Consider the following 12,886-nt stretch of genomic DNA (forward strand, 5'->3'; position numbering starts at 1 on the left):
GCCGGGTGCGTTCGCGTCACCGCCCAGTGAGGCTTTTCCATGCGTTCAGACGAAATCCGCACGACCTTCTTCGACTTCTTCACTAGCCGCGGCCATAACCGGGTGCCGTCGAGTCCACTCATCCCGGACGACCCGACCCTGCTACTCGCCAACGCCGGCATGAACCAGTTCAAGCCCTACTTCCTCGGCGAGGTGCAGCCGGCGTACCCGAGGGCGACCACGGTGCAGAAGTGCGCCCGGACCTCCGACATCGAGAATGTCGGGCGCACCACCCGCCACGCCACGTTCTTCGAGATGCTCGGGAACTTCTCCTTCGGCGACTACTTCAAAGCCGACGCCATCACCTACGCTTGGGAGCTACTTACCGAGCACTACCACCTCGACCCCGAGCGGCTGTGGATCACTGTCTACCGCGACGACGACGAGGCATTCGATCTATGGCGCCGCGTCGGAGTCCCCGCCGAGCGCATCCAACGCCTCGGCATGGACGACAACTTCTGGTCTATGGGCGTACCCGGACCGTGCGGCCCCAGTTCCGAAATCTGCTACGACCGCGGACCCGCCTTCGGCCCGGACGGAGGCCCGGAAGCCAACGGCGAGCGCTACCTCGAAATCTGGAATCTCGTGTTCATGCAGAACCTGCGCGGGCCAGGCGACGGCAAAGGCGACTTCCCGATCGTCGGGGAGCTGCCCAACAAGAGCATCGACACCGGCCTTGGCCTGGACCGGCTGGCCGCGATCCTGCAAGGCGTGGACACCGTCTGCGAAACGGATCTCCTCGCCCCCACCCTCGCCACCGTCGAAACCCTCGCCGGTCGACGCTTCCCAGGTCGCGACGGCAGCGACGCATCCGTGTCGTTCCAGGTCGTGACCGAGCACGCCCGCTCCACGGCGTTCCTCATCGCTGACGGCGTGCTGCCCTCGAACGAGGGACGCGGATATGTGCTGCGACGGTTGATGCGCCGGGCGATCCGCCATGCCCGCGCCTTGGGCATCGATGCCCCCGTCCTGACCACCATCACCGGCAGCGTCATCGACAACCTCGCCGCCGACTGGCCCGAGTTGGCGGCGCAACGCTCCCTGATCGAGGCCGTCACCACCCGGGAAGAGGAGACCTTCGGCGCGACCCTGCGCCAGGGCACCCGCCTGCTGGACGCCGCGATCAGCCGCGCCCACACCGATGGAGCCAACCTCCTACCGGGGGACACCGCGTTCGAGCTGCACGACACCTACGGCTTCCCGATCGACCTCACCATCGAAGCCGCCCACGCCGCGGGCCTCGTCGTGGACTCCGACCGGTACGCGGCTCTGCTCGATGAACAACGCCGCCGCGCCAAGAGCACCGGTAAGGGCAAGACGGCCGCCGCAATGCGCCGGCAAGACACCTACCGGGAAATCCTCGCCCGATACGGCCGCACCGACTTCATCGGCTACACCGACACCACCGCCGACACCCAACTCCTCGCGATCCTGCGCGACGGTGAACCGGTGCAAGAAGCGTCTGAGGGCCAACAGGTCGAACTCGTCCTCGACCGCAGCCCGTTCTACGCCGAATCCGGCGGACAGGTCGGCGACACCGGCACCATCCACACCAGCGATGGCACCCGCATCGACATCACCGACACCCAGTACGGCCTCGACGGCTTCCAGATTCACACCGGACGCATCACCCACGGCGAAGCCCGGCCAGGGCAGACCGCCCAGGCCAACGTCGACACCCGCCGCAGAGCCGCCACCGCCCGCTCCCACTCCGCCACCCACATCGTCCACGCCATGCTTCGCCGCACCCTCGGAGACCACGCCCGCCAACAGGGCTCACTCGTCGCACCGGGACGGCTCCGCTTCGACTTCACCCACTTCGCACCCCTAGACGACACCCAACTGACCACCATCAGCGCCCTGGTCAACGACTACCTCCTCGACGACCCCGACGTACGCGTCTGGCACGCCACCCGCGCCGAAGCAGAAGCCGCCGGCGCCACCGCCTTCTTCGGCGAGAAGTACGGCGAGCACGTCCGCATCGTCGACATCGGCGACGCCTCCCGAGAACTCTGCGGCGGCACTCACGTCGGCCACGGCACCCAAGCCGGCCCCGTCCGCATCCTCGGCGAATCTTCCATCGGAGCCGGCCTACGACGCGTCGAAGCACTTACCGGCCGTGACGCACTCGACCACGCCGACCACGAGCGGCACCTCTTGGCCGAAGTCGGCCGGCTGGTTAATGCCCGCCCGGATGACCTGATCGCCACATTGACCAAACGGCTAGCCGCACTGGCAGGAGCCGAACAGTCGCTCAAGCAACACCGGCAGCGCGCACTTGACCTCGTCGCCGAACGCCTCGCTGGTCAACGCCGTCACGTCGGCAGTGGCTGGCTCATCACCGCCATCCTGGACGACGTCACTGCCGCCGAACTGCGACCGCTAACCAACAACGTCCTCAACCGGTGTCCCAGTGACCGGCCAGGAGTGGTGATCCTCGCCGCCGCAACTGATGACAAGGTCCAACTCACCTCAGCCGTTACCTCCGGGCTAGCCGACACAGGCATCCAAGCGCGCGAGGTACTAACGAGGGCAGCGCAGGTGATTGGTGGCGGCGCGGGCGGCAACGGGAACCTCGCGAGTGCAGGCGGTCGCCAGGTCGAGAACATGACCGACGCCATCCGGCAGGCAACGCTAGCTGCTGAAGCCTTGCTGCCGAACTAGGTAGGAGCGCGGGAGGTGCCCTGGCGCTAGCCGGGGCACCTCGCCAGCCGACCCGCGTGGCCAGATTGATGCTTTTGCCGCAAGCAGAAGGTGCTGCAGACTGTGCACGTGACCCTCGATACGACGCAGGCACCGCCAGACGTGGCAAAGTTCGCACGTTTTGAGCCTTTCGTGAACTCACTTCGGGACCTTGCGGAGCGCACGTTGGGCGGGGGGTCTGGCCCAAGCGAGATTGCTGCTGCATTGGATGGTGCAGCGGCACGAGCCCTTGTCAGCCTCGTGGACCGCCCCACCCGGAGGGCCGCAGGTGCCTACTTCACCTCGTCGGCATGGCGCGAACTGCTGACAAATGCTGTCCCGGTCAGGCTAACCGGAAAATGGCTTGACCCGGCCTGCGGGGCTGGTGATTTGCTCCTAGGCGTGGCACAACGACTGCCAGTCAGGTCCTCCTTCGAGGAAACTCTTAGGCTTTGGGGCGACTGCCTACACGGCGTCGATCTGGAGCCTGAATTCGTCGAGGCCGCTCGCCTGCGCCTCCTCGTATGCGCAACGAATAGGTTTCGTCAAAAGTATCCGACCAAGCCGACCCTGTTGCGCGAACAGGCTCAAGTCTTCACGAATATCCGGGTAGGCGACGGTCTCGACTGTATGCGCTCCGAAACTATTTATCAGGGCATCATAATGAATCCGCCATATACGAATCAATCCACACCGGCTGACGTGAATTGGCGGACTGGCGCAATCTCGACTGCGGCACTTTTTCTGAATGTCGCCGCTGAGAACAATGCAGGATCCAGGCTGATTGCCTTGTTGCCGGATGTAATCCGGACCGGCTCTGGGTACGTTCATCTACGAGATAATGTCCAAAGCCGCCTCAGTCATGGAAAAATCCTCTGTACTGGCATCTTTGGCCCAGAGGCAGACATCGACGTCTTTGGGCTGACCGGAAGAATTACGGCAGCGGGGAATAAACGTACTATCTTTTGGTGGCCACCGGCTGCCGCTTCGACTCAGCCTCTCTCGGCCATCGCGGATGTCAAGGTCGGTGCCGTCGTCGACAATAGGGATCCCCATGAGGGACCTGAACAACCCTATCTGACTGCGCGTGACCTCAGCAATTCTGATGAGATTGATGAAATAAACCGAACGCGTCACAGCGATAGGCGTACAGAACTTCCGCCATTCATCGTATTGCGGAGGACCTCTCGGCCGGCTTCGGGCGGGCGGCCTCTCAGGCCAGTCCTCATCAAGACGGGCACTCCCGTTGTCGTTGACAACCACCTGATCGTGGTCAGGCCACATGACCACTCAGAAGACACATGCAAACTGATTATAACGGCTCTCTCTAGCACAGAATCGTCGCTATGGATCGACCAGCGCATCAGGTGCCGACACTTGACCACGGCCGCGATCTCGGAGCTCCCCTTGCAGCGAGATCTTTGGGACCAACAGAGCAACTAGGGGTTTGTTGGATGGAGCAGGGCAACGTAGCCAAGTCTGCCTCGGTGGTTGTACTACCTGCGGGCGGCCAGTTACTGTCTGACACTGTGGCAGCAGAAGAGCGGCACGAGGCACCGGGGCGGTTGCGGTTCGCTCCAGAAATCCTGGCCAGGCTTGGCGAGGAGCTTATCCCGCATGCCGATCTTGGCATCGTTGAGCTGGTGCGTAACTGCTACGATGCTGGTGCCCCCTCCTGCACCGTGACTTTGAACCAGGTTGAGGTTGTGGGCGGTAGCGTCACCATAACCGACAATGGCGACGGGATGAGCAGGGAAGAGCTTGACGCGGGCTTCCTTCTGATCGGTCGCTCCCGAAAATTGTCGGATCCCATTACTGGGAATAACAGACGCAAGATCGGCGAAAAAGGCTTAGGTCGATTGGCCGGACTTAGGCTCGGGCACCGTGTCGAGGTACGCACGCGACCCCGCGGCGAGAGAGGTGTCGAGCATCGACTCTCGATCGATTGGGATGCGTACGACACCGCAGCTTCCGTGGACACGGTAGAGCTTCCTCTGGTTACGGTGGCGACGTCAGCGGAGCCGGGCACCACGATTACCGTGAAGTACCTCCGCAAACCTCTAACGCATGCTGACGTCACGCGGCTAGTGCGTGCACTTTTCCTCATCAACGACCCTTTTGGAGCGCAAGCGGGCGGCTTCATCGTGAAGCTCGTTGCTCCAGGATTTGAGGAGCAAGCAACGCGATTAACGCACGGGTATTTCGACCAGGCGGAGTACCGAATCGAAGCAACCCTTGATGAAAATGGAAGAGCGCAAGCCCAAGTATTTGATTGGCGCGGTGTAGAAACTAGCACTTTCGCACACGACGAAATCGCGAGCGACCGAGATTATCGCCATTTCGCGGCGCCGGCTTGCAGATTTAGGCTTTGGGTAGTTCCGCTTGGTGGTGAATCCTACAGGCAACGAGGTGCCACCGTTCCAATTAGTGAACTGCGAGGTTGGCTTCAACAGGTTGGTGGCGTGCACCTCTATCATCGCGGGCTGCGGGTGCACCCCTACGGCGACCAAGGGCACGACTGGCTCGACATGAACCTTTCCCGGTCGGGAAGCCCCGAAGGTCGGCCCAGCACCAACAACTCTATTGGAATTGTTGAAGTTTTTGGTGACGACGACTTGTTGATACAGAAGACAGACCGAAGTGGGTTCGTAGAGAATGAATCTTTCGACGAACTCAGGGAATTTGGAAAGTCTGTGCTAGCGCGTGTCGCACGAGACCGTGTCCGGCGCCGCGACGCAGCTCGTGAGAAAAAACGCGATCAAACGAAGCAAGCTATGGATCGCTCGAAGAAGGAGTTCAAGAAAGAATTAGAGCGCCTTCCAGAGGCTGATCGTCGCCCGATTGAAGAGAAGGCCGAAGCGTGGCAGAAGACGCAAGAGGACCGCGTCCGACTTCTGGAGCAAGATCTGGCACTTTACCGGACTCTGGGAACAGTCGGAACGACGGCCGCAGTCTTCGCCCATGAATCCCTGATGCCTGTGCAGAACCTCAAGATGCAGGCAGAGTTGATCGAAATGCAGACGAGGGCGACTTTCGCCTCTGACTACGAAGACCGCGTCGGTCGCAGTTTAGATAGGATTCGAAGCGCAGCGGACTCGCTGCACGTTTCAGCGCAAATTCCACTTCGTCTGGCTAAGAGAAGCAAGCGCCAAGCTGGGACGATCTCGATTCATGAGACCGTAGCTGAGCTAGTTTCCACGATCCTGCCCCGCCTGCAGGGTAGGCACATCTCCCTTGAGCAACATTTCGAAGCGGTTGATGACGCGGTGGTCACGACGATCGCCAGCATTGAGGCAATCCTTGTTAACCTTCTTGTAAACGCGACCAAAGAACTCAGTGGTGAGGATGGGCCCCCTCCATCGGAGAGAAAAATCGTGGTACGGACTTCCAATGGGCCCAACCGGATCCTCGTCGAGGTCATGGATAACGGTCCAGGGATTCGTAATATCGGGGTAGCGGATATCTGGCTTCCGGGCCTATCAACGCATGACGACGGAACAGGTCTAGGTCTAACGATCGTTCGCGACGTCGTGTCAGATCTCAAAGGCAAGGCCGAGGTAGTGCCCTCGGGTGAACTGGGTGGCGCGCACTTCACCATTTCACTCCCACTTGCTGCGGCCGGCCGTACAGCGCCGAAGACCCCGCGCCAGCAGTCGCCAAGCGGTCAGGAGCAATTGCTATGACGACGACCGGCCTCCTGGAGCGAGTGCGTTCCCTGAAAGTCCGGGTAATCGACGACAGGAGGGAGGAAGGCGAGGATATCCGTCAACTACTCGCGGGCAACCAGGTAGAGGCCGAGGTTGTGGTGCCCCTGCGTAAGCAGAGTATGGAAGAACTAGCCCGTGAGTTGCAGGGGTCACCATGTACCGCCGTGTTGTGTGATCATAGGCTGAGCGAAACCTCGGGGGTTCGCTATACGGGCGCTCAGCTAGCATCTGCGCTTAACCGTTTACAGCTTCCGTCCGTCTTGTTTAGCTCGTTCACTGATCCTGAGCACTCTCCTGAAATACGGGCCGAGCTTGCTCATCTCCCGTCTTATCTGTCGCGCGACCAGCTTTACAGGTTTGATCAAATTGCCATTGCGCTTGATGTGGCGTGCAACGAGGTATTGCTCAATCAGCCGCCACTCACGCGCCAGAAGTTCCCAACGGTAGTTCGGGTAGTGGAAGTCAGAAAAGCTAACGGGAAATGGCGGGCGAGCGTCATCGTTCCCGCGTTCGATCCTCGGCAGATCGTTGAGATCCCACTGGCCGATCTTGACATAGCCTTGCAGGATGCTCCGCATCTGGCTGTGGGACGACGCTATATGGCCCTTATCAACGTCTGTGCCGAATCGGCGCATGAGGTATTCGTGACGGATGCCCGTCCCGCCGTCGAGCTCTAAGGAGAGACGTGTCGCGCGTCGAAGGTCAGATGCTTGAAGGTCTCGAAATTGTTGTACTCGATGTCGGCCACGGCAATACAACAATCCTGCGCGACGGGAAAGACGTAGCGGTGGTTGACTGCTCCAGGAACAATGCGGTCTACGACGAACTTGCACGTGTGGGTGACCGCCAAATCGGTCACCTGATCATCTCTCATTCGGATGAAGACCACATGTCTGGCGCGATCAAGCTGATTGCACGCGGCATCTCCATCGGTTTGGTTTCTGCGAATGCAGATAGTGCAAAGGACAGTGCGGCTTGGCGTGACTTTAGGACAGTTGTTGAGGAACAGATACTGCTGGGCAAAACCCGGCTCTCGTCTGTTCACTTTGGTGGTGCGGTAGAACTGGCTGTCGGACGAATGACGCTGCAAGTTCTACACCCCGACCCAAGCCTAGTTCTTCATGGCCCTACACAGAAATCCTCGAAATTTGAGGGGGCCGTAGATCCAAACGACTGCTCGGCGGTCCTACGGGTGATGGTCGACGAGAAACCTCTGGCGCTGCTGGCTGGCGACATCACCCGATACGGATTTGACAGAATGCTTGCGCGCCTTCCGGCGTCTCTCAAGGCCCCACTGTTGGTTTTTCCCCACCATGGCGGACGCAGTGGCTCGGGGAATGATCGTGCCTTCGCGCGCGAGCTATGCGAAACCGTCCAACCCGAGATCGTCGCAATCTCGCATGGTCGAAACAGTGGCTACGGCACGCCTCGGCAGGAGATAATTGAAGGCGTTCGTGATTATAGTACGAGCGTAAAAATTCTTTGCACGCAGTTAGGTAGAGCGTGCGATGCACGTGTTGATATTCCTTCCCCTCGGCATCCGTCATTCCGGCCTTCGGACGGGGACCGAAGAGGATGCCGGTGTGCCGGCACGATGGTATTCAAGGCCGATAGGGGCGGGCAGCTAAAAATTGCGCCTAACTTCGCAGACCATCGCGGTTTCGTAACCTCTGTCGAACACGCTCTATGTGAGGCGTAATTCCAACCACAGCAAATTCGCGTGGTGAGTTTCTGGCTTTGCCTTGTTGAGCTGTTCTTTAAGTCGCTGGGGTCTATCATGGCTGCGCGGCTTTCTCGACTTGCGGATCGAATGCCAATGTCGGCAGAATTGCGTGTCGATCTCACGTGGCGATCGTTCCTCCCGGCCCCACCGGCGATCGGGTCAGCGCCCCCGTTTACCCCCCGAAAACCCGTGCTGGGCGTTGACCACCAACGACAAGTAGTGGTCGACGCCTGGCTGTGTCTGTGCAGGCCAGCGCTGGTTCTTGACGATCGATGACAAGGCAGCGAGGGCGTCGGTCGACAACCGTGTGTCGCAGGTTCAGGTCCTCATCGGATGCTCCGCAGGCCAGCACCTTAAATAGGCAACCCGACCTGTGCCCCAAACGCGAATGGGCGGCAAACCCGCCCGGCGTCACCAACTTGGCGTGCCTGCTCTTCAGGGCGCTTCGGTCCAGACCGAGACGGGGAGTGTTCTCAAGGGGAACACCATAGTGACCCCTATGTAAGTCGAGCGACAGCCTGTTCCGTTCGGGTGCCCATGAGGACTGTCCTGGCACAACGCATCTGATGCGGGTCGGGAGAGTTGATGCCTTGGATCAGTAGATGCGAAGCCGATCAAGGAATCTGGTGCGCTCCCGGCGCATGTGCATGGCCGTCGCCAGCATGAGGTGACTGCCCGAGCGCCCACGCCTGACGGGTATCGTCGATCCATGATCCGTGGAGCGGTGTTCTTTGATGTCGATGGAACGCTGACGCCGACCAGCAGCGGCCAGCACCTCGCCGAGCTCGTCGGCAATGCCAAGGAGATCGCAGAGATACAGGCCGGCTATGGAGCCGGCACCTTGAGCAGTGACGAGTCTTGCGTGCTCGAGGCTCGTGGGTGGGCAAGCAGGACACCCGTTGAAGCCCAGGCGTTTCTGGAGTCGATGCCGCTGGTGGACGGCATAGTGGAGACGGTTTCGTGGTGCCGGGATCACTCGCTCGTGCCTGTGCTGGCCACGCTGGCGTGGGACTTCGTCGGCACCTACCTGTGCAGCCGCTTCGGCTTCGTGCGAGCGTGCGGACCACGGTTGCAGGTAGTCGACGGCCGCTACAGCGGCGAGGTCGCCGAGCAGTTCGACGAGCAGGCTAAGCGCGATTTCGCCGTCAGGGTGGCCGCCGAGTTGGGCGTCGAACTCCGGCATTGCGCGGCCATCGGCGACGGGCGATCGGATGTGCCGCTGTTCGGCGTGGTCGGCTGTGCCATCGCGTTCAACGCAACCCCCGAAGCTCGTGCCGCCGCCAGCGCAACGGTCAACGGCCCTGACCTCCAGGCCGTCGTGCCCGGCCTGAGCGCCTGGCTGGAGACCATCGCCTTGCCCGTTAACTGACAAACGCTGGGAGAAGCGTCCTCCCGGAACTTGCGCGCCCGGAGCCCTGCTTGCTTGGCCAGGCCATAACAGCTTCCAGTCAGGCGGGCTGCGGCGTGGATCGACTTCGGCTGAGCGGGCGCCGCTGTCGACGTTGTGGCGCGTCGCTGGCCGTTCAGTGGCGGGGCCTCCGGTGAGTGGTTCAGCGTCGGTTCACGGCAAGGTCGATGTATGCGGGGTCGTGGTCGGAGCCGTCACCGCTGATCTGGGTGCGGCGCATCACGTGCGCGGCGGTGACGGTGAGATCGGGGGTGGTCCAGATTTGGTCGTAGAGGGCGAAGGTGGTGACGCCGTTTGCCCGGTGCCGGTGTGTCCACATGGTGGGGGACAGGTCGGCGAACGTGTCGTCGACGAGGGTCCCGTTGCGGTTGGGGCCGGCGATGGTGGTGCCTCGTTGGATGTGTTCGGTGAGGTTCGCTTGTTGCAGGGCGGCGAGGGTCTCGGCGTCAGGGGCGTCGTTGAAGTCGCCGGTGACTACAACGCGGCGGGTCAGCCGCTGCCGGCGCAGAATCTTCGCGATCGCCGTGGCTTGGTCGCGGCGTCGTTCGGCGATAGCTTGTCGGGCGGCTGTGACCTCGGTGGGACTGAGGGTGTGTTCGTCGGTGATGAAGTTGCTCTTGAGGTGGTTGACCAGCACGTGCAACGGTTTGCCGTCCGGGGCGGCGATCTCGGCTTGAAGGAGGTCGCGGCCGAACACCGGTTCCCCGTCGGGGTTGGGCCAGAACCGCCAGGAGCTGGTACGGGTGATCGGGTGGCGGGAGCAGATGGCAACGTCGATGCGGCGGGGGTCGTTCCCTCCACGACGACCCGGTAGCGGTAGTCGATGCCCAGGGGGCGCAGGTCGTCGCGGTGGAACGTGTCAAGGGCGTCTTGGTCTTCGACTTCCTGCAGGCACAGCACGTCGGCGTTCAGGGCGGCGATGCGTCGGGCGATCCACGCCCGGGCTTTCGGGTCCTTACCCTTCACGAGTCTGCCGCGGAAGGTGCGCAGAATCCCGCTCATGTGGGTGCCGTCAGTCAGGACCACCTCGACCACTGACGGTTGCTCGCTGCTCGGCCCGCCTGTTGCGTGCGGCGTGGCGTCGGTGGCGATCTCGGCGAGCGGGGGATTGGCTACGGTCCGGGAAAGCTCCGCCTGGAACGTCCAGCGGGAGAACAGGTTGTTGGCGTTGAACGTCGCGATCCTCACAGCTACCGCCCGCTCTCACTGTCCACGGATCGGCCCTTGGATGAGCTTGACGATACGGTTCACTCGCCCGAGTGGGCAGCAACTATCAGCAAGCCGCCAATCCTGGAGCCCGCCGCTCGGCGGCACTCCGCCGGTCCCGCCTTGGCGACCATCCGAGGTGCGGTCCCGATGGACGCCGCCGCACTGCGCGGCTGGCTGTGAGCAGGCGGGTCTCGGCGGTGGCGCTGGATGCTGCCGAAGTTCGATGGCGGCATCCGCGACGAAAGGCGGCACACGTCCTGCGGGGTCCGCCCAGCTCGTGCCCGCGCACCGGTGAAGTGCTTCGAAGTTTCGTGGCTGCTTCTCGCCTCTTCACAAACTCGCCCTTCGATGGACATGATCGTCAGAGACGGTTGCCGTCCACCCAGCGTCGAGGAGGCCCTATGCGGGTAACCCAAGTTTCAGCCCGTTCCCCACGCGTCACGCGCCACGCCGCCGCAGTCGTCCTCGCCGCGCTCGCCGGCACCGGCCTGGTCGGAGTCAGCGCGCAGCCGGCGTCGGCCACACCTCCCGGGATCCCGTCGAAGGCGACGGCGCAGTCGCAGCTCAACGCCCTGACCGTGGCGGCGCAGGGCTCGACCAGCGGCTACTCGCGGGACCTGTTCCCGCACTGGATCACGATCAGCGGTAGCTGCAACACCCGAGAGCAGGTCCTCAAGCGCGACGGCACCTCCGTCGTCGTCGACAGCTCCTGCGCCGCCACCTCCGGCCGCTGGTACAGCCCCTACGACGGCGCGACCTGGACTGCCGCCTTTGATGTCGACATCGACCACGTCGTGCCGCTGGCGGAGGCGTGGCGCTCCGGCGCGAACTCGTGGACCACCAGCCGCCGGCAGAGCTTCGCCAACGACCTCACCCGCCCCCAACTGATCGCGGTCACGGACAACGTCAACCAGTCCAAGGGCGACCAGGACCCCTCCACCTGGCAACCGCCCCTGTCGTCGTACCGGTGCACCTACAGCAAGATGTGGATCACCGTGAAGTACAACTGGAGCCTCACCCTGCAGACTTCGGAGAAATCCGCCCTGCAGAGCATGCTCAACACCTGCAGTTCCTAACCACGATTTCCGGCTTGCGGTTCGCGCACCCTCAGGTCACAGACCGCAAGCCGGCCCCTACGCCCGCTGTGGCGGCGGGCTGTCGGGCTGCTGCTTGCGCCACTGGCCGTACGCATCAGCGGCCAAGAGGCGCTTGACCATGGCGAGGGCCTCGTCCTCGGTGTCGAACTTTTATCGCAGCACCCGCCCGGTCTCGCTATCGCCGGCCCGGGCGGTGACCTTCCACCTGACCTTCCGCGTCAACCACACATCCCGACGGTTACGCTGCCCGGTGCCGGGCGACTGCCCTGAACACCACCGTCGAAGCCCTCGGCAGATCGCCGAGGGCTTCGTCATGTCCTCGAATTCCAGACATATATTCACGGCGGTCCGACGCCGGCGACCAGCGCCAGCTTCGTCGACGCCATTCATGTCGGCATCGAGCAACTCGCCGCCGTACTCAATCCACAACCAGGTCTGATCGACCGTCTGGGCCGGGACGCCGTTTTCGTCGAGGGGCACGGTCAAGCAGCGGCCATCGACCGGGCCCTCTCGCACAGAACGTCGACCTTCCCCCACACACTTCGATCATTGGACGGATAGGCCTGTTAACAGGGCATATGCGCCAATGCTGCGACTGTCGCAGCGTGACGACACGATCGCCTGGTGGGGGGAGCAGTGGCCGGTTGCGGCCGAGTGAGGAGGGGTCAGCGGGGGTGCGTCCCGCTGACCCTTCACCGGTCAAACGGCCGGTGCTCCGGCCCCCGTCGCCCCGATGCTCTCGGCGCCCACCCTGCTCGTGCACGTGGTGCTGGTCGACGCCGACACCGGCCCGGTGGAGGTGTTGCGGACGCTGACCTGGCCACCCGGGTTCGCGTGCCGGGTGGCCGAGACCGTCGGCCGCATGCTCACCACGTCCTACAGCGAGGCCGTTCACGACGCGAGCCTCGATGCCCTCTACCGGGCCTACCCCAGCACCGAGCGCCCGGTCGCCGAGCGCGCCGACGTCACCTGCGTCGGCGGCCAGGCAGAATCGGTCGCAGTCCCCTAACCCCTCCCCGGC

10 protein-coding genes and 1 pseudogene are annotated in these 12,886 nt (G+C 62.7%); 8 read left to right on the top strand and 3 right to left on the bottom strand.

The window, feature by feature from the left end; all coding sequences use genetic code 11:
- Positions 1–39 precede the first annotated feature (39 nt).
- Positions 40–2,703, top strand: coding sequence for an alanine--tRNA ligase (alaS, locus tag ACLQ28_RS31460; RefSeq protein ID WP_425689888.1), 2,664 nt, complete (start codon positions 40–42; stop codon positions 2,701–2,703).
- A gap of 483 nt (positions 2,704–3,186) precedes the next feature.
- Here the strand turns inward: alaS and ACLQ28_RS31465 are convergent, their stop codons facing one another.
- Entirely contained in the window at positions 3,187–3,552 is a 366-nt protein-coding gene (locus ACLQ28_RS31465; protein WP_425689889.1) for a hypothetical protein, read from the bottom strand.
- A gap of 623 nt (positions 3,553–4,175) precedes the next feature.
- Here ACLQ28_RS31465 and ACLQ28_RS31470 point away from each other — a divergent pair.
- The 4 genes from ACLQ28_RS31470 to ACLQ28_RS31485 all read left to right on the top strand — a co-directional run bounded on the left by ACLQ28_RS31470 (position 4,176) and on the right by ACLQ28_RS31485 (position 9,520).
- Positions 4,176–6,404, top strand: a complete 2,229-nt coding sequence (locus ACLQ28_RS31470) for an ATP-binding protein (RefSeq protein WP_425689890.1) — start codon at positions 4,176–4,178, stop codon at positions 6,402–6,404.
- Positions 6,401–7,105, top strand: a complete 705-nt coding sequence (locus tag ACLQ28_RS31475) for a hypothetical protein (RefSeq protein ID WP_425689891.1) — start codon at positions 6,401–6,403, stop codon at positions 7,103–7,105. Before ACLQ28_RS31470 ends, ACLQ28_RS31475 begins: the two co-directional genes overlap by 4 nt.
- 8 nt (positions 7,106–7,113) lie before the next feature.
- On the top strand, positions 7,114–8,127 hold the full coding sequence (locus tag ACLQ28_RS31480) for a ComEC/Rec2 family competence protein (protein WP_425689892.1): 1,014 nt from the start codon (positions 7,114–7,116) through the stop codon (positions 8,125–8,127).
- Positions 8,128–8,860: 733 nt separating this feature from the next.
- On the top strand, positions 8,861–9,520 hold the full coding sequence (locus tag ACLQ28_RS31485) for an HAD family hydrolase (protein ID WP_425689893.1): 660 nt from the start codon (positions 8,861–8,863) through the stop codon (positions 9,518–9,520).
- 181 nt (positions 9,521–9,701) lie between these two features.
- Here the strand turns inward: ACLQ28_RS31485 and ACLQ28_RS31490 are convergent.
- A pseudogene (locus tag ACLQ28_RS31490) lies at positions 9,702–10,355 on the bottom strand (endonuclease/exonuclease/phosphatase family protein); the annotation flags it as partial.
- 53 nt (positions 10,356–10,408) lie between these two features.
- Between ACLQ28_RS31490 and ACLQ28_RS31495 the strand changes: the two are divergent.
- Positions 10,409–10,597, top strand: coding sequence for a hypothetical protein (locus ACLQ28_RS31495; protein ID WP_425689894.1), 189 nt, complete (start codon positions 10,409–10,411; stop codon positions 10,595–10,597).
- A gap of 572 nt (positions 10,598–11,169) precedes the next feature.
- Positions 11,170–11,844: an HNH endonuclease family protein gene (locus ACLQ28_RS31500; RefSeq protein ID WP_425689895.1), complete on the top strand. Its 675-nt coding sequence runs from the start codon at positions 11,170–11,172 to the stop codon at positions 11,842–11,844.
- A 171-nt stretch (positions 11,845–12,015) separates the two neighbouring features.
- On the opposite strand, the gene ACLQ28_RS31505 is transcribed toward ACLQ28_RS31500, so the two are convergent.
- Positions 12,016–12,351 carry a hypothetical protein gene (locus tag ACLQ28_RS31505; RefSeq protein ID WP_425689896.1) on the bottom strand — a complete coding sequence of 112 codons (336 nt, stop codon included), beginning with the start codon at positions 12,349–12,351 and terminating at the stop codon, positions 12,016–12,018.
- 247 nt (positions 12,352–12,598) lie between these two features.
- On the opposite strand from ACLQ28_RS31505, the gene ACLQ28_RS31510 reads away from it, so the two are divergent.
- Positions 12,599–12,874 (top strand): hypothetical protein, encoded by a 276-nt coding sequence (locus ACLQ28_RS31510; protein WP_425689897.1) that lies wholly within the window; start codon positions 12,599–12,601, stop codon positions 12,872–12,874.
- Positions 12,875–12,886: the final 12 nt, after the last annotated feature.

Source organism: Micromonospora sp. DT201, assembly GCF_049841575.1.
Lineage (GTDB): Bacteria > Actinomycetota > Actinomycetes > Mycobacteriales > Micromonosporaceae > Micromonospora.